The 18,424-nt window shown below is 71.5% G+C and carries 15 protein-coding genes; 11 read left to right on the top strand and 4 right to left on the bottom strand.

The window, feature by feature from the left end:
• Position 1: 1 nt before the first annotated feature.
• Together EV385_RS20300 and EV385_RS20295 are read left to right on the top strand one after the other, a co-directional pair.
• Positions 2 to 1,573: an aKG-HExxH-type peptide beta-hydroxylase gene (locus tag EV385_RS20300; RefSeq protein WP_242624973.1), complete on the top strand. Its 1,572-nt coding sequence runs from the start codon at positions 2 to 4 to the stop codon at positions 1,571 to 1,573.
• A gap of 57 nt (positions 1,574 to 1,630) precedes the next feature.
• Entirely contained in the window at positions 1,631 to 3,310 is a 1,680-nt protein-coding gene (locus EV385_RS20295; protein WP_165449539.1) for a putative bifunctional diguanylate cyclase/phosphodiesterase, read from the top strand.
• A gap of 63 nt (positions 3,311 to 3,373) precedes the next feature.
• Here the strand turns inward: EV385_RS20295 and fxsT are convergent, their stop codons facing one another.
• A complete protein-coding gene (gene fxsT, locus EV385_RS20290) occupies positions 3,374 to 5,845 on the bottom strand; it encodes an FxSxx-COOH system tetratricopeptide repeat protein (protein WP_130510889.1) in 2,472 nt (823 codons plus the stop codon).
• Positions 5,846 to 5,918: 73 nt separating this feature from the next.
• Positions 5,919 to 7,295, bottom strand: a complete 1,377-nt coding sequence (locus EV385_RS20285; protein ID WP_130510888.1) for an MFS transporter — start codon at positions 7,293 to 7,295, stop codon at positions 5,919 to 5,921.
• A gap of 52 nt (positions 7,296 to 7,347) precedes the next feature.
• Between EV385_RS20285 and EV385_RS20280 the strand changes: the two genes are divergently transcribed.
• Positions 7,348 to 8,355, top strand: a complete 1,008-nt coding sequence (locus EV385_RS20280; protein ID WP_130510887.1) for a GlxA family transcriptional regulator — start codon at positions 7,348 to 7,350, stop codon at positions 8,353 to 8,355.
• Here EV385_RS20280 and EV385_RS20275 read toward each other — a convergent pair.
• Positions 8,301 to 9,443 carry a hypothetical protein gene (locus tag EV385_RS20275; RefSeq protein ID WP_165449538.1) on the bottom strand — a complete coding sequence of 381 codons (1,143 nt, stop codon included), beginning with the start codon at positions 9,441 to 9,443 and terminating at the stop codon, positions 8,301 to 8,303. The two genes, EV385_RS20280 and EV385_RS20275, sit on opposite strands and share 55 nt — an antisense overlap.
• 191 nt (positions 9,444 to 9,634) lie before the next feature.
• Between EV385_RS20275 and EV385_RS20270 the strand changes: the two genes are divergently transcribed.
• From EV385_RS20270 to pilO, 8 genes are all read left to right on the top strand, one after another.
• A complete protein-coding gene (locus tag EV385_RS20270) occupies positions 9,635 to 11,347 on the top strand; it encodes a GspE/PulE family protein (RefSeq protein WP_242624971.1) in 1,713 nt (570 codons plus the stop codon).
• A gap of 164 nt (positions 11,348 to 11,511) precedes the next feature.
• A complete protein-coding gene (locus EV385_RS20265; RefSeq protein WP_130510885.1) occupies positions 11,512 to 12,648 on the top strand; it encodes a type IV pilus twitching motility protein PilT in 1,137 nt (378 codons plus the stop codon).
• Positions 12,649 to 12,652: 4 nt separating this feature from the next.
• Positions 12,653 to 13,885 carry a type II secretion system F family protein gene (locus EV385_RS20260; RefSeq protein ID WP_130510884.1) on the top strand — a complete coding sequence of 411 codons (1,233 nt, stop codon included), beginning with the start codon at positions 12,653 to 12,655 and terminating at the stop codon, positions 13,883 to 13,885.
• Between the two features lie 84 nt (positions 13,886 to 13,969).
• Positions 13,970 to 14,458 carry a type II secretion system protein gene (locus tag EV385_RS20255; RefSeq protein ID WP_130510883.1) on the top strand — a complete coding sequence of 163 codons (489 nt, stop codon included), beginning with the start codon at positions 13,970 to 13,972 and terminating at the stop codon, positions 14,456 to 14,458.
• Positions 14,459 to 14,549: 91 nt separating this feature from the next.
• Positions 14,550 to 15,338, top strand: a complete 789-nt coding sequence (locus EV385_RS20250; RefSeq protein ID WP_130510882.1) for a prepilin peptidase — start codon at positions 14,550 to 14,552, stop codon at positions 15,336 to 15,338.
• A 30-nt stretch (positions 15,339 to 15,368) separates the two neighbouring features.
• The gene (gene pilM, locus EV385_RS20245) at positions 15,369 to 16,394 is read left to right on the top strand and encodes a type IV pilus assembly protein PilM (RefSeq protein WP_130510881.1); all 1,026 of its coding nucleotides are present in this window, start codon (positions 15,369 to 15,371) and stop codon (positions 16,392 to 16,394) included.
• Entirely contained in the window at positions 16,394 to 17,095 is a 702-nt protein-coding gene (locus EV385_RS20240; protein WP_130510880.1) for a PilN domain-containing protein, read from the top strand. Before pilM ends, EV385_RS20240 begins: the two co-directional genes overlap by 1 nt.
• Positions 17,095 to 17,697 carry a type 4a pilus biogenesis protein PilO gene (gene pilO / locus EV385_RS20235; protein ID WP_130510879.1) on the top strand — a complete coding sequence of 201 codons (603 nt, stop codon included), beginning with the start codon at positions 17,095 to 17,097 and terminating at the stop codon, positions 17,695 to 17,697. Before EV385_RS20240 ends, pilO begins: the two co-directional genes overlap by 1 nt.
• 35 nt (positions 17,698 to 17,732) lie before the next feature.
• Here the strand turns inward: pilO and EV385_RS20230 are convergent, their stop codons facing one another.
• Complete coding sequence (locus EV385_RS20230) at positions 17,733 to 18,386, bottom strand: GntR family transcriptional regulator (RefSeq protein ID WP_130510878.1); 654 nt, start codon at positions 18,384 to 18,386, stop codon at positions 17,733 to 17,735.
• Positions 18,387 to 18,424 lie beyond the last annotated feature (38 nt).

Below are 18,424 nucleotides of genomic sequence, written 5' to 3'. Positions count from 1 at the left end.
CATGACGGCTCAGCTCGCCCCGCACACCCTCACCGACGCCGCGCTCGCCGCCCTGGGCGCCGGCCGCCCGAGCCCGGCGACCCTCGCCCGGCTGCGCCGCGCCCAGTTCAGCCGGCACCTGCTACTGCTGCGCGCGATCGCCGCCGCCGACCCGGGCGCCGTGGACGCGTACCGGGAACTGGCCGCGGCCGAACGCGCCGACCCCGCCGGGGTCCGGCGCCTGCTCGCCCGCCCGCTGGTCGGTCTGTGGGCCGCCGACTGCCTGACCCGGCTGCGCGCCGGGGCCACCGGCGCCGGGGTGGCGGGCCTCAGCGCACTGGCCGCCCGCGCCCGCCAGCCCATCGCCGCTCCACCAGCTTCGACTCCACCGGCCACGGCCGGGGCCGCCGACCCGTGCCACCCTAAGGCGCCGAACCCCACGCACTCGGGGCGGCTGCTGCGCGCCACGCACGACGGGTTGACCCTGTCCGTCCGGCTGGAGGACACCGATCCGGCGCGATCCCTGCTCGGCCTCGCCCCGACACCGCCCCTGCGCGACGGTGCGGTCGCGCACTGGCAGGACTGCCTCCATGACGCCTGGCGGCTGCTCGTCACGCGGCACCGCGCCGCCGCCGAAGTCCTCACCGAGGTCCTCGACTGCATCGTGCCGGTCGAACCGGACCCCACCGCCCGGGGCATCAGCGCGACGTCCGCGCACGCGTACGGGGCCGTGGCCATGTCCGCCCCGCCCGACCCGGCGGCCCTCGCCGTGGGGCTGGTGCACGAGGTCCAGCACAGCGTCCTCAACGCCGTGCGCTACCTGTTCGAACTGCACGCCGGCCCCGACACCCCGGGCTACTCGCCGTGGCGCGACGACCCGCGCCCGGCCTCCGGGCTGCTGCACGGCGCGTACGCCTACCTCGCGGTCACCCGGTTCTGGCGTGGCGAGCCCGGGCGACTGGCGCGCTTCGAGTTCGCCCGCTGGCGGGCGGCCGTCGCGGACGCGGCCGACCACCTGCTGACCTCCGGCGGGCTCACCGCGGCCGGCACCCGGTTCGTGACCGCGCTGCGGGCCGAGGTGACCCCGTGGCTGACCGAGCCGGTGCCCGCCGACGTCGCCCGGCTGGCCGCCGGGGCGAACACCGATCACCGGGTGCGCTGGCGGCTGCGCAACCTCGCGGTCGAGCCCGCCGCCGCCGAGGCTCTCGCCGACGCGTGGCGGCGCGGACAGCCCCCCGCGGCCGTGCCCGGCGCCCGGCCACGTCCCGCCCCGGGCCGCGCCCTGGAGAACAGCGCCCGCCTCGACCTGGCCCACCGGCTCTGCCGCGCCCCCGCACCCACCGACTCCGACCGCCACGCCGCCGCCACGGCCGGGGATCTCGCGTACGTGCGCGGGGACGGGGCCGCGGCGCGGCGGGCCTTCGCGGCCGCCGTACAGTCCGATCCCGCCGACGACGCCGCGTGGTCCGGTCTCGCGCTGGTGTCCGGACCGACCGCCCTGCGGGACCGGCCGGAGGCCGTCGCCGCGGTCTTCCGCGCGCTCGGCGCGCCCGCCACGGACCCCGTGATGCTCGCCACCTGGATGTTTTCCTAGATCTTTTGCTCATGTCCGGCCCTACCCCACCGATGAGGGGCCCGTTGGAGGTGAGCCATGGTCCCGACCGGTAAGGCGTTGACGCGCATTCGGCGCGGCGTCGACGACGCGATGGTGTTCGCGTCGTTGGTGCTTCTCGCCTGGCCTGCACTGGCGCGCGACGACCTCGGGGCGCTGTTCGTCACCGCGGTATCGGCCGTGGTGGCGGTGCTCGGCGTCGCGATCATCGTGCTGGCCACGCGCAAGCCGCTGGTGCGCTACGCACCGCCGGCCGCCGCGGCGGTCATGGCCACGCTGTTCACGTACGGGCACGACACGATCAGTGTCGGCATGGTCCGCGCGACCATCGGCGTCGGCGCGATCGTGCTGCTGCGCCAGCTGCTCGGCGCCCACACCAACGCCGTGCTGGTCCGCGACCTCACCCGGCAGCGGGCCATCCTCGCCTCCCAGGCGTACCGGGACCCGCTGACCGACGTGGGCAACCGCCGGATGTTCATCGAGCACGCCTCCGACGCGCTCGCCCGGGCCGGTGACACCATCACCTCCGTGGTTCTCGTCGACCTCGACGGCTTCAAGGACATCAACGACGCGTACGGCAACGCCGTTGGCGACGAGATGCTGCGGGCCGCCGCGGAGCGGATCAACGCGAACGTCCGCTCCAACGACGCGGTGTCGCGGCTGGGCAGCGACGAGTTCGCGGTGCTGCTGCCCCGCCTCGCCGACGACCTGATCGCCGACGGCGTCGCCAACCGGATCCTGCGCGACCTGGCGCAGCCGCTGGAGGTCGACGGCCACCTGCTGACCATCCGCGCCAGCGCCGGCATCGCCCTGACCCGCGGGTCGGAAACCGCGGTGGACGAGGTCATGCGCGAGGCTGACCAGGCGCTGTACCAGGCCAAGGCCGAGGGCCGCGGCGTCGCCCGCCGGTTCGACCCGGCCCAGTTCGCGAAGGCCGAGCAGCGTCGCCGCGACGAGGCGGAGGTGCTGCGCGCCCTCGACAACCACGAGTTCGAGGTGTACTACCAGCCGATCGTGGACCTGGACGGCGAGCACACCGTGGGCGTGGAGGCGCTGGTCCGCTGGCGCCACCCCGAGCGCGGCGTGCTGCCGCCCGGCGCGTTCCTCGACCTGGCCGAGTCCATGGGCGTGGTGCCGCGGCTCGGTGGCTGGGTGCTGGAGCAGGCCTGCATGCAGGCGGCCGAGTGGCAGCGTCAGGTGCCCGGCTTCGAGCTCAACGTGAACCTGTCCGCGAGCCAGCTCGGCAACCCGGACCTGGTCGACGAGGTGCGCAACGTGCTGGAGCGCTCCGGGCTCACGCCGTCGCTGCTGGTGCTGGAGCTGACCGAGTCGGTCGCGCTGACCGACCTGGTCGAGTCGGCCCGGGTGCTCGGCGCGCTGAAGAACCTGGGCGTACGGATCGCCCTGGACGACTTCGGCACCGGCTTCTCGTCGCTGAGCCACCTGGCCGCCCTGCCCGTCGACGTGGTCAAGATCGACCGGTCGTTCGTGCAGGCCATGGCGGAGACCGCGGGTGCCTCCGTGGCCGAGGCCGTGCTGCAGATCGCCCGTACGTTCGATCTGGCCCCCGTCGCCGAGGGCGTCGAGGACGCGTCGCAGGCCGACCGGCTGCGCGAGCTGGAGTGCGCCCAGGCGCAGGGTTACCACTTCGCCAAGCCGATGCCCGCGCAGGAGATGACCGCGCTGCTGCAGCGCCAGTCCGCGGGCCTGTCCCTCTGACCCAACGCCCGGCCGGTTTCCTCTTCCCGGCTGGGCGTTGGCCATCAGCGGTTCCGCCGTCGCCTACAACGGAGGCGGCTCGATCTCGGTTTCCAGGCGGCGCCCGGCGGCCGCCGCGGTCACGACGGGGTGCTGATCCCCGTACGCCTTGGTGAGCTCGGCCAGGACCAGGCCGCGTCCGGTGTCGTCGCCCGCGTCCAGCGCGAGGTTGAACGCGCAGGCCAGCGTGTCCGGATGGGTGGCGCCGCGGACGTTGCGCGAGCGGGCCCAGGTGTCGGCGGCGACCTCGCGCGCCTGCTGCGCCTCCCCGGTCTCGCGCAGGTCGGCGGCCAGCCCGTTGGCGCAGCACAGGGCGAACGGATGGTCGGCGCCGACGCTGCGGCGCAGCCCGCCGAGCGCCTCGGAGCCGAGGGTACGGGCCTGCGCGTGCCGCCCCATCGCCCGCACCACCCCGGCGAGGTCGCCGACCGCCGCCAGCGCGAACGGGTGCCCCTCGCCGAGCAGGCTGCGATAGCCCGCCACGGCCCGCTCCAGCAGCAGGTACGCCGACTCCAGGTCACCGTCGTCGCGCGCGCAGTGGGCCAGCGACACCAGCGCACCCAGTGTCTCGACGTTGTGGTCGCCGAACTTCTGCCGGAACAGTCCCACGCTGCGCTCGGCGAGCTGCCGCGCGTGCGGCTGCCCCCGGCGGCGCGCGGCCATCGCCGCGAACCGCCCCGCCCACAGCACCATCGGGTGATCCTCGCCGAGGTCGTCGGCGGGGGCGGCCGCCAGCACGTCGGCGGCCCCGGGGTAGTCGCCCAGCCCGAACAGGTCGAAGGCCAGCCCCGCCCGGGATGACAGGACCTCGGGGTGGCTGTCGACCAGCACGGCCTGCCGCTGGCGCAGCACCTGCTCGTCGAGCGCCCGCGCGCCCCGGAAGTCACCGAGCAGCCGCAGGTCGACGGCCAGGTTGTTGGCACAGCGCAGGGTCAGCGGGTAGCTCTCGCCGAACAGCCGCCGGTAGCGCACCAGGTTGTCCGCGTCGAGCTGCCGGGCCTGTCCGAAGTGGCCCTGGATGCGCAGGTCCGCGCCGACGCTGTTCGCGGTGGCCAGAGTGGTCTCGTCGTCGGCGCCGAGCACCTCGCGCTGCGTGCGCAGGGTCTGCGCGTTCAACAACCGGGCATCTTCGGTACGGCCGACCGCCCGCATCGCGTTCGCCAGGTGGAACGCCGCCAGCAGCGCGTGCTCGTCGGTGTCGCCGAGGTCGTCCCGCCAGCGCCGCACCGCCTGCGCGGCCAGGTCCCGGCTGCTGTCGTAGTCGCCCCGGGCGAACAGGCAGCGAACGCAGTTGATCACCAGCTGGCGCAGTTCCTCGGCCTCGCCGCCGAGCAGGTCGCAGTGCACCAGGTGCGGGATGATCTCGGCGTACCGGGGCCAGTTCGTCGGGTTGTCCGGGTCGCCCGGGTCGGCGGCGGCCAGCATGGCCCGGACGGTGTCGCGCCGGTCCACCCGCCCTCCGGCGAGCCCCGCGGCGGTCGGTGCGGCCGCCGGCCCGGTTAGCCGGCGTGCGGTCGGGTCCTCGGCCAGCAGGCCGCGCACCAGCGGGTGCACGGTCAGATGCTCGCCGGGCGGGTCCAGCTCGGCCAGACCGTACTGGCCGATCAGGCGCAGCGCGGCCTTGAGCCGCCGCTCGACGCGCACGGTACGGGCCAGCTCGGGGGCCAGATCCAGGCCCCGGGCGGCCCAGAACAGCCGCCAGGACACGGGCGCCCCGGCCAGGAAGGCGCACAGCTCCAGCAGCTGCGCGGCGGCGGGCGAACCGGAGCGCAGCGCCTCCGCGGCCAGGTCGCACGCCACCCGTACCGGGGTCGGGGTGGCGAGTTCGGCCGCGCGCTGGTCGTAGCGGCGCAGGTACTCGCCGACCGGCCAGCCCGCCGACACCTGGACCGCGGCGGCCTCCGCGAGCGCCATGGGCACGTCGGCCAGGCGCGCGGCGAGCCGGTCCGCGTCCAGCTCGGACAGTTCGGGGTTGCGCAACCGCAGGAAGTCGACGCTGTCGGCCCGGTCGAACACCGGTACGGGCACGGCCTGGGCCGGCTCCGAGCCCCATCGCGGATCGCGCGAGGTGACCAGCACGTGGCCCGTACCGCCGGGCAGGTAGGGGGTGATGTCCTCCGGCCGGTTCGCGTTCTCGAACACCACCAGCCAGTCGCGGTACGGCTCGCCCCGGCTCAGCGCGTCGCGGACCGCGCACAGGGTCCGGTTGATGTCGCGGGCCTCCGGCAGCCCCAGCCGGGACGCGAGCCCGACCAGTGCCGCCCGCATGCCCGCGGTCTGCTCGGCCGGGATCCACCAGACCAGCTCGTAGCCGCGGGCGTAGCGGTGGGCGTACTCGACCGCGAGCTGGGTGCGCCCGGTGCCGCCGGACCGCTGGTCGGCGGAGGGCAGCAGCACGACCGGTCCATTGTCGAGCAGCCCGTGGACCTGGGCCAGGAGATCCTCGCGGCCCACGAACCGGGGGTTTCGCGGCGGCAGTCCACCCTGGATCGGCACGCGACTCCCCTCCCTGGACGGCGCTGCCGATTACCGTACGTGGGCCGGCCGCCACAGGAAAAGGGTCACCTAGTCACGGCGCGGGTGCGCTCGCACTGGCCGCTGGGTACGCCAGCCCGAGGCCCGCACCGGCCGGGCCGACGCCACCCCGGTCGGCCGTACGCCTGCCCGCCAGCAGCATCAGCGACAGCACGGACGCGGCCAGCGCCAGCGCACCGGCGGAGTACCAGGCGGCGTCGTACGCACCGAGCCGGTCCCGGACCAGCCCCGCCGCGGTGGCGGCCACCGCCGCGCCGACCTGGTGGGCGGCGAACACCCAGCCGAACACGATCGCGCCGGCGGCGCCGAAGTACTCGCGGCACAACGCCACCGTGGGCGGGACCGTGGCGACCCAGTCCAGTCCGTAGAAGAGGATGAAGACCACCATGCTGGGGTGCGCGGTGGCGGCGAACAGCGCGGGCAGCACGAGCAGGGACAGCCCGCGCAGCGCGTAGTACGCGCCGAGCAGCAGCCGGCTGTCCACCCGGTCGGTGAGCCAGCCCGAGGCGATGGTGCCGGCGATGTCGAACAGCCCGACGAGGGCCAGCAGTCCCGCCGCGGTCGTCTCCGGCATGCCGTGGTCGTGCGCGGCCGGGATGAAATGCGTACCGATCAGGCCGTTGGTGGTGGCGCCGCAGATCGCGAAGCCGCCCGCCAGCAGCCAGAACGGCCGGGTCCCCGCCGCCTGGCGCAGCGCACCCAGCGCGGCCCGGGCGGCACCACCCGCCGGGTCCACGCCGCCTCGCGCCGCGCTCCCGGGTGCGGCGGCCGTCAAGGCCGCGTCCTCGGTCGCGGCGGTGTCCGGTCCGGCGCCGTAGGCGGTGACGCCGAGGTCGGCGGGCCGGTCCCGCAACCGCCACCACACCAGGGGTACGACGAGCAGCGCGGCGCCCGCGACCGTCAGGGCGGCGGCCCGCCAGCCGTGGTCCCCGGTAAGCCGGGCCAGGATCGGCAGGAAGATCAGCTGCCCGGCCGCGCCCCCGGCGGTGAGCACCCCGGTGACCAGCCCCCGGCGGCGCACGAACCACCGGTTCGTCACGGTGGCCACGAACGCGAGCGCCATCGACCCGGTGCCCAGTCCGACCAGGACGCCCCAGCAGAGCACGAGCTGCCAGCTCGCGCTCATCAGTACGGTGAGCCCGCTGCCCGCCGCGACCAGCAGCAGGGCGCCCATCACGACCCGGCGGATGCCGAACTTCTCCATGAGCGCGGCGGCGAACGGGGCGGTGAGGCCGTACAGCAGCAGGTTGACGGAGACCGCCGCCGAGATCGTGCCGAGCGACCAGCCGAACTCCTCGTGCAGCGGGCGGAGCAGGACGGACGGCGTGGCCCGGAACCCGGCTGCGCCGACCAGCGCCACGAACGCGACGGCGGCCACGGCCCAGGCGGGATGGATGCGGTGTCTACTCACCGTTCGAGTCTGCGGATCTTCGGGTGGCCGGACGAGTGGCCCGGAGGCCATCATGCGCAAGAATCGAGCCATGACGCATGCGATCGCCGTCCTGGCCCTCGATCACGTGGTGGCGTTCGATCTCGGCGTACCCACCCAGGTCTTCCACGCCGCCCGCGACCCCGACGGCAGCCGCCGGTACGCGGTGACGGTCTGCACCGACGGCGGCCGCCCGGTGCGCAGCACCGCAGGCTTCGCGGTGTGGCCGGATCACGACCTGTCCGCGCTGGCGACGGCCGACACCGTGATCGTGCCCGGGGTGGGCGACGGCAGCCCGGTGACCGACGGCACGGTCACCCCCGCGGTGGCCGAGGCCCTGCGGGCGGCGCACGCGCGCGGCGCCCGGATCGTGTCCATCTGCACCGGGGCGTCCGTCCTCGCCGCCTCGGGCCTGCTGGACGGCCGCCCCGCCGCCAGCCACTGGGCGTGGGCACGGCGGCTGCGCGGGCTCTACCCACGGGTCCGCTGGGACTTCGACGTGCTCTTCATGGACGACGGTGACGTGCTCACCTCGGCGGGGGTGGGCGCGGGCATCGACCTGTGCCTGCACCTCGTCCGCAGTGATCACGGCAGCGAGATGGCGAACGCCGCGGCCCGCCGCTGCGTGGTCCCGCCGTGGCGAGACGGCGGCCAGGCCCAGTACATCGAACGGCCGGTCCCCGCGACCGCCGGAACCGGCACGGAGCCGACCCGGACGTGGGCACTGGACCGGCTGGCCGAACCGGTGACCCTGGAGGAGATGGCCGCGCACGCCCGGATGAGCGTGCGCACCTTCACCCGGCGGTTCCGGGCCGAGACCGGGCTGAGCCCGGCCCGGTGGCTGTTGCAGCAGCGGGTGGCGCACGCCCGGCTGCTGCTGGAGTCCACCGACCTGGCCGTCGACGCGGTGGCGCGGCGCTGCGGTCTGGGCAGCGCGAGCGCCCTGCGCCAGCACCTGCACGCGGCCATCGGGGTGGCCCCGTCGACCTACCGCAAGACCTTCCGCGGCGACAAGCCAGCGCGAATCAGTGGGTCACCGTAGTCCGGTGGCCCGAGGGAGTTGCCTACGACGGTTCGAGGGTCAGAGGATCTGGTCGCCCCGCCAAATGGCACCCCGGCCACCAGATATCCGACCAGGCATACCAGCGCAACCAACGGCGCCGGGCCGATCGCAGCCCCCACTACCGCCGCGTATCCGACCACCGCCAGCAACACCTGCCGCCACGTCGGGAGGTCATCGGGCATCAAAGCCACCAGCAGAACGGTGCCGACCGACACCGGCAGCCAGTAGTAGTCGAACGACATGGGGTCGGTGATCACCCGCAGCAGTGCCGCCGCCAGCGGTGCGGCCGCGACCACCACCAGCCGTCCCCGCAACAGGTACGCGACGAGAGCACACCCGCCTCCCACCACGACAGCCTGACCGAGCCGCGCTGTCCAAGTCACCTCATGCATTCCGAGCAGTTCGGGCAGGGTTCCGGCGCCGACCGGCCACACGTGCCCGAACATCCCGAACTCTCCGCTCAGCACGAACGGCAGGTAGCCCAGCACAGCGATCCCGGCAGCGGTGACCGCGGTACGCACGGCTCCTCTCAGCCCGGTCACCCCGAGCAGACACCCGAACCCCAGCACCGCAACAGGTGCGATCCAGACGGAGACGCCGAGCGCGAAGGCTGCGGCCAGCCACCGGCCTTTGCCGCTCAGCACCATTGCGTACGCCCAGAGGATCGGCATCGCCACCTCGACCGGATGCCCATCCCACGGAACCGGACCGGTCAACCACAACAGCGCCAGGATCGCGGCCGCCACCTCTCGCACCGGCTGGCCCCGACCCGCCGCGATCGCCCCCAGCGTGAGCGCAACAGCCACGATGATCCGCGGCAGCGCAGGAGGGATCCCATCGTGCGCGCCGAGAAACAGCAGTGGACTGAGCACCAGTTGCAGCGGCCCGGCCTGGGTCCACGGCCCCGCATAGGCCTCGTCGAACCGGCCGGTCAAGACCGCCAGCCCCAGGTCGGAGAAATCCTCCAGATCCCACGGCAGTCGCTGGTTCAGCAGCCCGACCAGCGCCGCCAGCAGCCCGGCCAACCACCGCCGGTGGCGCAGCAGAAACGCCCCGACGCCACTCACGACAGCAGGAACAGCCCGCGCGGTCTCATCACAGCGATGAGATCGGCGCTGAGGCGGCCGGCTTGAGGCGCCCGGCATCCGATCCGGGCAGAACCGGCCCGGGCGAACCGAACAGAAGGCCCAGAGCGGGACGTGACGCCCACCGCAGCCGGATGGTGGGAGCGCTGCTCAGTTCGGCGCACCGGTGTCCGATGGGACAGACGTACACCGGCTTCGTTTCCGTCGACGAGGATGACATGGACCAGACCTTCCGACCGCTGCTCGACGCGCTGAAGCAGATCGGTGTCGATCCGCACGCGGTCGACGCCGCGGCGGAGGAGGCGCAGCGCAGCGGCCGGTCCGTCCGCGCGGTCCTCATCAACGACCAGGTCGTCACCGAGGAGCAGCTGACGGAGGCCGCCGCGGCTTCCTTCGGCCTCAAGACCCTCGACCTGGTCGGCTTCTCCCCCGACCCGGCCGCGCTCAAGCGCATCCCGCTGCCGGTGGTGCTTCGTCACCGCGTACTCGGCCTGATGATCAACGGCGACGAGCTGACCGTCGGCGTCACCGACCCCGGCGACATCGTGGCCATGGACGACGTGCGCGCCGCCACCGGCATGAACGTACGGTGCGTGCTGGTGCAGCGCAGCGAGGTCCGCCGGATCATCGAGCGCCTCCAGCGCGAGGCCAGCGACCTGGGTGACTTCAGCGACGAAGCGCTGGACGACTCGGCGGGCATGACCGCGCAGGCGACCAGCCAGGAAGACGCGCCGATCGTGCGCTACGTCAACAACCTGATCGAGCAGGCCGTCCAGAACCGCGCCTCCGACCTGCACCTGGAGCCCACCGAGGACGAGATGCGGGTGCGCTACCGCATCGACGGCGTGCTGCACGAGGTGGACACGGTCCCGCGCGGCGTTATGGCCGCACTCACCTCCCGCATCAAGATCATGTCGGGCGTCGACATCACCGAGAAGCGGATCCCGCAGAACGGCCGCATCACGGCCCTGATCCGCGACCGCACGGTCGACCTGCGTACCGCGACCCTGCCGACGGTATGGGGCGAGAAGATCGTGCTCCGGGTGCTCGACACCGGCGGCATCGACCTGGACATGAACAAGCTGGGCTTCACCCAGCACAACCTCGACCGGTTCGCCGCGTCGTTCACCAAGCCGCACGGCATGGTGCTGGTCACCGGCCCGACCGGTTCCGGCAAGTCCACCACGCTGTACGCGACGCTGGGCCGGATCAGCAAGCCGGAGATCAACGTGATCACGGTGGAGGACCCGGTCGAGTACCGGCTGCGCGGCATCAACCAGGTCCAGGTGAACGCCAAGGCCGGCCTGACGTTCGCGGCGGTGCTGCCCGCGATCCTGCGTACCGACCCGGACGTCGTGCTGATCGGTGAGATCCGGGACAGCCACACCGCGCAGATCGCGGTCGAGGCGTCGCTAACCGGCCACCTCGTTCTCTCCACGCTGCACACCAACGACGCCCCGGGCGCGGTGACCCGACTCACGGAGATGGGCATCGAGCCGTTCCTCGTGGGCTCGTCGCTGGACGCGGTCCTGGCCCAGCGGCTGGGCCGGCGGCTGTGCGACTGGTGCAAGGAGGCGTACGCCCCGGAGGCCGAGGAACTGGAGGCGGCCCGGTGGCCGTACCAGGATCTGGCCGTGCCGGAGGCGCTGTACCGGCCGGTGGGCTGCCGCAACTGCGCCAACACGGGCTACCGGGGCCGGATCGCGCTGCACGAGGTGATGCCGGTCTCTCCGGAGATCGAGTCGCTGACCATTCGCCGCGCCTCGGCGGGCGAGATCCGCGAGGTCGCCGTCGCTCAGGGCATGTACGACCTGCGCGCGGACGGTCTAGCCAAGGCGGCCGGCGGCTTGACCTCCGTCCGCGAGGTCATGCGCGTCGCGATCTGACCCTCGCCCGCCACGAAACGTTGCAGCGTAATCACCCTGCGCATTCAAACCGTGGATCGGTGCCGCACTGCACTCAATTCGGTCTTTAAGGGCTCTAAAGCGGCCCACAGCCGTGCCGAATGTGTGGGCGTCAGTCCCCCCGCAGAGATTGTCGGTACCGCGCTATGCACACGCTCGACCAGAGCGCCGCCCCCTACGAGGCGCCGGCCGAACCGGCCTACGACGGCTCCGGCGACCTGGCCGTGCTCGACCAGATGCTCCGCATGCTCGTCGAATCGCGCGGCTCCGACCTGCACCTGACGGTCGGCTCACCCCCCATGATCCGCGTGGACGGCGGCCTGCGCCCCCTGCCCGGGTACGGCAAGCTCAACTCCGCGGACACCGCCCTGCTGGCCCGCGCCGCGCTCACCCCGAAGCAGTGGGACACCTTCCTGCGCGAGAAGGAACTGGACTTCGCGCACAGCATCGTCGGCGTCTCCCGCTTCCGCGGCAACATCTACGTGCAGCGCAACTCGTTCGGCTGCGTGTTCCGGGCCATCCCGCACAAGATCAAGCCACTGGACGAGCTGGGCATGCCCGACTCGGTGTCGCGCCTGGCGTACCTGCCGCGTGGTCTGGTCCTGGTCACCGGCCCGACCGGTTCCGGCAAGACCACGACCCTGGCCTCGGTGCTGGACCTGGCCAACCGCAGCCGGTCCGCGCACATCATCACCATCGAGGACCCGATCGAGTTCCTGCACCCGCACAAGCGCTGCGTGGTGAACCAGCGCGAGGTCGGCGCCGACACGGAGACCTTCGCGAGCGCGCTCAAACACGCCCTGCGGCAGGACCCCGACATCATCCTCGTCGGTGAGCTGCGCGACCTGGAGACCACATCCACCGCGCTGACCGCCGCCGAGACCGGTCACCTCGTCCTCGCGACCCTGCACACGCAGAGCGCCACGCAGACGATCGACCGTGTCATCGACATCTTCCCCCCGCACCAGCAGCTGCAGATCCGCGCCCAGCTCGCGGCCAGCCTCCAGGGCGTGGTCACTCAGGCCCTCGCGCCGAAGGCCGACGGTAAGGGACGAGTGGTGGTCTGCGAAATCCTCACCGCGACCCCCGCGATCCGCAGCCTCATCCGCGAAGGCAAGTCCCACCAGATCCCGTCGTTCATGCAGTCCGGCGCGAACGACGGCATGTTGGCGTTCGACCAGCACCTGGCGGACCGGGTCCGCGAGGGCCTGGTGACGCTGGACGCCGCGATGGAGATCTGCCACTCCGCGGAAGAGCTCAAGCGACTCATCGGACGGATGTGACCGCATGGCGGCGACGAAAACCTTCCAGTACAGCGGCATCGACGCGAGCGGCCGCAAGACCAAGGGCACGGTCGAGGCGGCCAACGAGGTGGCCGCCTCGAACCTGCTGCGCCAGCGCGGCGAAACGCCGCTCGAGATGACCCAGGCCGGTCAGGGCCTCAGCAAGGAGCTGAGCATTCCGGGCTTCGGTAACCGGATCAAGCTCAAGGACCTCGCTGTCTTCGCCAGGCAGTTCGCCACGATGACCGCGTCCGGCATGTCACTGCTGAGGTCGCTGTCCATCCTGGAGGAGCAGACCAGCGCACCGGCGCTGAAGAAGGCAGTCGGCGAGGTACGGGCCGACGTCGCGGGCGGCGTGTCGCTGTCGGCGGCGATGGCCAAGCACGACAAGGCCTTCCCCCGCCTCATGGTCGCGATGGTCCGTGCGGGTGAGGCCGGCGGTATGATCGACCGCGCCCTGGAGCAGATCGCGGTCATCATGGAGAAGGACACCGCCCTCCGCGGCAAGATCAAGAGCGCGATGACGTATCCCGCGATCGTGCTCGCGTTCACGTTCGTGATGATCGGCGCGGTGCTGAAGTTCATCGTGCCGATCTTCGAGGGGATGTTCAAGAACCTCGGCGGCGAACTGCCGGCGATCACGCAGGTCCTGGTGGATCTCAGCCACAACATGCCGTGGATCGCGCCGCTGTTCCTGGTCGTCACCATCGGCGGCACGCTGACCCTGAAGCACCTGATACGCACGCGCGAAGACGTCCGGCTCAAGGTGGACAGGTTCAAGCTGCGCCTGCCGGTGTTCGGTTCGTTGTTCCGCAAGCTCGCCATGAGCCGGTTCTCCCGCAACCTGGGCATGCTGCTGGACGTCGGCGTGCCGGTCATGCAGGCGCTCGCCGTGGTCGGCGAGACCTCGGGCAACGAGGTCATCAACGTCGCCATGCGCGACGTGCAGGCCGCCGTACGCGACGGTCAGCCGATGTCCACCGCGTTGCGCCTGCACAAGATCTTCCCCGAGATGGTCACCCAAATGATCGAGGTCGGAGAAGAAAGCGGTCAGATCAGTCAGATGCTCGACAAGGTTGCCGACTTTTACGACCGGGAGGTCGACAGCGCAGCCGAATCGCTGACCGCCGCGATCGAGCCCATCATGGTTCTCGTCATGGGAGCCGTGGTCGGTGGAATGGTGATCTGTCTCTATCTTCCGATGTTCACCATCTACCAGAACATCCAGAGCGGCTGACGCTCTGGAGCTCGGGTTGCGGGCCCCCAGCCCGCAACCACTGCCCTACCACCACCCACCCCATTGCACGGAGGCAACCCCCAAATGCGAGACATCATGAAGCGGATGCGCGCCGCGAAGGGCGACGAGGGCTTCACGCTCATCGAGCTCCTGGTCGTCGTGGTCATCATCGGCGTGCTGGTCGCGATCGCCGTCCCGGTCTACCTGAACTACCGCAAGGGCGCGGCCGACAAGGCCGCCCAGTCCGATGTTCGCGGCGCGGTCAGCGCGATCGAGCAGTTCTACACCGACAACAGCAACAACTACCCGGACACCAAGTCGGAAGACAACAGCGACGGCACCAAGGGCACTCTCGAAGTCTCCCTTGCTACCGGCGGCACCACCACCGGGAAGATCACGCTGTCGGACGGAACCAAGCTCGGCTACGTCAAGGGCACAGGCCCCGACGCCGGCACCTACACGGTCTGCGCGACCAACAACGGCGGTAGCAAGTGGTACGTCTACAAGAGCAAGGACGGCGGTTCCGTCAAGGCCGTTAGCGGCACCATCGCGAGCCTCGCCACCTGCGCCTGATTCGCAGGGTCGTCATCTCGCTCGGGTGGCGGTGCCGCCGGCACCGCCACCCGGACTCTCACCCACCCCTCACGGAACAAGGAGGTCAACCGTGCCGCAGCCCGTGCTGCTCAGCATCGTCGGCCTGCTCGGCCTGGCGGTGGGTTCGTTCCTCAACGTGGTCATCCACCGCGTGCCACGCGGCGAGTCGCTGATCCGCCCCGGATCGCACTGCCCGCACTGCAGTGCGATGGTGCGCCACCGGCACAACGTGCCGGTGCTCGGCTGGCTGCTGCTACGCGGCCGGTGCGCCGACTGCCAGGCACCGATCAGCGCCCGGTACCCGCTCGTCGAGGCGGGCACCGCAGCCCTGTTCGTCGCCGTCGCGGCGCGCTTCGGCTGGTCCTGGGAGTTGCCCGCGTACCTGTACCTGGCCGCCGTCGCGGTCGCCCTGGCCGCCATCGACCTGGACGTGCTGCGCCTGCCCGACCAGATCGTCCTGCCCTCGTACGGCGTCGCGCTGGTCCTGCTCGCGCCCGCCATGATCGCGGAACACAGTTGGACCGCCGGCCTGCGCGGCCTGGTTGCCGCCCTGGTCCTCTACGCCTTCTACCGTCTGCTCGCCGCGATCCCGCGCGGCATGGGCTTCGGCGACGTCAAGCTCGCCCCGCTGCTCGGCTTCTACCTGGGCTGGCTGGGCTGGAGCTCCGTCGCGGTCGGCGCGTTCGCCGGGTTCCTGCTCGGCGGGATCGTCGGCGCGGCGCTGATGGTCACGCGGCTGGCCAACCGCAAGACCCGCATCCCGTTCGGTCCCTACATGCTTGCCGGCGCGTTCCTCGCGGTCTTCGCGGCCGCGCCGATCGCCCACTGGTACACGTCCCTGCTCAGCCCCGTGGCCTGAGCGAAGTTTCTGAGCGAAGGAAGGAAACCGATGGCTGGCGTAAATCCGATCGGGCTGGACATCGGCTCGTCGTCCATCCGAGCCGTGGAGGTACGTCGCGGCAAGGAGGAACACACGCTCACCAACTTCGGCCAGATCCCGCTGCCCGAGGGCGCGGTGCAGGCCGGGGTCGTGCAGGACCCGCTCGCGGTCACCGCAGCGGTCAAGCAGCTCTGGGCGGCCTGCAAGTTCGACACCAAGCAGGTCGTGCTCGGCGTGACCAACCCGCAGCTCGTGGTCCGCGAGGTGTCGGTGTCCAACCTGCCGGCCAAGGAGATGCGCAAGTCGCTGCCGTTCCAGGTGCAGGACATGCTGCCCCTGGCGGTGGAGAAGTCGCTGCTGGACTTCTACCCGCTCGAGGAGCCGGGCGACAACCCGACCGTTCGTGGGCTGCTCATCGCCGTACCCAAGGACGCGGTGCTCACCGCCGTACAGGCGGTGGAGAAGGCCGGACTGCGGGTCAAGAGTGTCGACCTGGCCTCGTTCGCGCTGCTGCGGGCCTCCTCGCGACTCGACACGCAGGTCGAGGCGCTCGTGGACATCGGCGCCCAGGTGACCACCGTGGTCGTGCACGCGGACGGCGAGCCGCTGTTCGTGCGTACCGTGCCGCGTGGCGGCGCCGAGATCACCCGGACCATCGCCGAGCGGCTCGGCATCGACGCCACCGAGGCGGAGGCCGTCAAGTGCCGCTTCGGGCTGCACGGCGATGAGCGCCCGGACAGCGCTACCGCGGTGGTCGAGGCGGTCCGCCCGCTGGTCAACGAGCTGCGCAGCTCGTTCACCTACCTCGCCTCCGGCGAGCGGCAGAAGCAGGTCACCCGCGTTTCGCTCAGCGGTGGCAGCGCGCTCATGCCAGGGCTGGCCGAGTACGTCCAGGAGCAGCTGCGCGTCGCGGTGATGTACGCCGACAACGCCGGCCGCCTGCGCGACACCCGCAAGGCCAAGCCGCGCGGATTCGATATTTTCGTGCCGTCGGCAGCGGTGTCGATCGGCCTGACGCTCGGAGCGGCAGCCTGATGGCGACCACCCTGATGCCCGTTGACCCGCAGACCTCCCCGATGCGGGCCACCGGCCTGCTCGCGGTCGCCGCGAATCTGCTGCCGGACGAGGTCGTCGCGGCCCGCCGCGCCCGGCGCGCCCGCAGCGCCGTGGTCGGTGCCGTGGTCGTTGTGGCCCTCCTCCTGGGTGGCTGGTACATGTACGCCCGCAACGAGACGAGCATTGCCGAGCGGGAACTGACCGAGGTCCAGGATCAGGTCGCCGCTCAGAAGCGGAAACAGAACGAGTACCGCGAGGTCGTCAGCGTTCAGCAGGAGGCCGACACCATCGCGGGTCAGCTCAAGACCGTGATGGCCACCGACCTCCCCTACGCCACGCTCGTCGACAGCCTGCGGGACACCGCCACCGCGACCGAAGTGGTCGTCACCGGCATCACCGCCAGACTCGACGACGCTCCGGCGAAGGGCACGACCGCGCAGGCAGCGACCAGCACCTCCGTCACCATGGGTGGCCTGGAGATCACTGGCACCGCCAAGGACAAGAACGCGGTCGCGCGGTATGCCGACGCGCTCGGCAAGGTTCCGAACGTCGTGAACCCCTTCGTCACCAACGTGGCCACGAGCGGCAACAGCGTGCAGTTCAGTCTCACGGCCCAGATCAGCGGAACGGCAAAGTGCGGCCGGTTCACCACCGCCTGCAAGAGCACCGGAGGCAACTGATGAGCGCCCGTCACGTCGACCGGATCTGGCTGCTCGGCGGAGTCCTTCTAATCGCGCTGTTGACCATCGCCAGCTGGTTCCTGCTGATCAGTCCCACCTACGCCGAGGCCGGCCAGCTCCACGACGAGGCCGGTGACACGCAGACGCAGCTGACCCAGTTGCGCAAGAGGAATGGCGAGCTGGAGGAGCAGAAGGCAAGACTGCCGGAGTACCGGAAGAAGCTTGAGACGTACCAGGCCGCGCTCACGTCCGATTCGGGGGTGCCGGACTTCCTGCGTGAGCTCCAGCGGTCCGGGGACACGATGAACGTCACGGTCAGCGGTCTCACCGTGGCCGACCCCGCGCCGGTCGCCGGCGCGGGCGACGTCGGCGCCCTGCCGATCACCTTGACCGCCTCGGGCAGCCCCGCGGACCTCAGCACGTTCCTCAAGCGGCTGCAGAACACCCAGCCGCGGGCATTGCTCATCGACTCGGCGAGCGTGACCTCATCCGGCAGTTCAAACGATGGCTCGTCCACCACCGTCACGGCGACGCTCAACCTCACCCTGAAGGCATTCGTCACGTCCTCCAAGGGTGGCGCGACGCCGGCCCCCACCAAGTGAGCACCCGGCGGTGAGACTGGGCTGGCGGGAAACCGTCAGCCCACGTCGAACAGGTGGCTCTCCACCTGAGCCCGGTACTCGACGTAGATCTGCCGGTAACGTTCCACCGCGCCGCGCCGGTCCCCGCAGTCGAGCAGCTCCAGGATCGCGTCGTGCCCGCGGATCCAGGTGGTCCACAGCTCGCTCTCGGCGCCCATCGCGAGAATCCGCAGAGTCCGCGCCACCACCAGGTCGACCATCGACTGCAGTTCCCGGTTCCCGCTGGCCAGGATCACGATCGTGCTGAAGTCGGCGCCGGCCGCGCCCGCCGCCAGGGTGTTGCCGGCACGCAGGCCCTCGACGAACTCCTTCTGGCGCTGGCGCATCAGGTCGATGTGGGTCGAGGTCAGGTTCTCCACGCCCCACTCGAAGCCCGCGCAGGCCAGCACGCTCATCACGTCGATGAGCTCCAGCGCGTTCTTCTGGGTGACCTTGGTGACGTGTCGAGTGCGGTTCGGGGCTATGTCGATCAGGCCCTCGACGGAGAGCTGGGCGATCGCCTCCCGGACCGGGGTGATGCTCACCCCGAGTCGAGCCGCGAGTTCGGCGTCCTTGACGAGGGTGCCGGGCGGCAGCTCCCCCGAGATGATCTCGTTACGGAGCTGACGCACCACGGCTGCGGTGCGTGTCGGCGGGACCGCATAGGTCATACCGTCAGCCTACTCACCGTGACAACAGGCCCTGATGC

The sequence above is a fragment of the Krasilnikovia cinnamomea genome, from assembly GCF_004217545.1.
In the GTDB taxonomy this organism is placed as follows: Bacteria; Actinomycetota; Actinomycetes; order Mycobacteriales; family Micromonosporaceae; genus Actinoplanes; species Actinoplanes cinnamomeus.
Note: the sequence above shows the minus strand (reverse complement) of the source record. Positions and strands in the feature narration are given on the sequence as shown.

Coding starts and splice junctions, on each gene's coding strand:
- EV385_RS20300 (WP_242624973.1), top strand. CDS start 2: ATGACGGCTCAGCTCGCCCCGCACACCCTCACCGACGCCGCGCTCGCC.
- EV385_RS20295 (WP_165449539.1), top strand. CDS start 1,631: ATGGTCCCGACCGGTAAGGCGTTGACGCGCATTCGGCGCGGCGTCGAC.
- EV385_RS20280 (WP_130510887.1), top strand. CDS start 7,348: ATGCGCAAGAATCGAGCCATGACGCATGCGATCGCCGTCCTGGCCCTC.
- EV385_RS20270 (WP_242624971.1), top strand. CDS start 9,635: ATGGGACAGACGTACACCGGCTTCGTTTCCGTCGACGAGGATGACATG.
- EV385_RS20265 (WP_130510885.1), top strand. CDS start 11,512: ATGCACACGCTCGACCAGAGCGCCGCCCCCTACGAGGCGCCGGCCGAA.
- EV385_RS20260 (WP_130510884.1), top strand. CDS start 12,653: ATGGCGGCGACGAAAACCTTCCAGTACAGCGGCATCGACGCGAGCGGC.
- EV385_RS20255 (WP_130510883.1), top strand. CDS start 13,970: ATGCGAGACATCATGAAGCGGATGCGCGCCGCGAAGGGCGACGAGGGC.
- pilM (WP_130510881.1), top strand. CDS start 15,369: ATGGCTGGCGTAAATCCGATCGGGCTGGACATCGGCTCGTCGTCCATC.
- EV385_RS20240 (WP_130510880.1), top strand. CDS start 16,394: ATGGCGACCACCCTGATGCCCGTTGACCCGCAGACCTCCCCGATGCGG.
- pilO (WP_130510879.1), top strand. CDS start 17,095: ATGAGCGCCCGTCACGTCGACCGGATCTGGCTGCTCGGCGGAGTCCTT.
- EV385_RS20230 (WP_130510878.1), bottom strand. CDS start 18,386: ATGACCTATGCGGTCCCGCCGACACGCACCGCAGCCGTGGTGCGTCAG.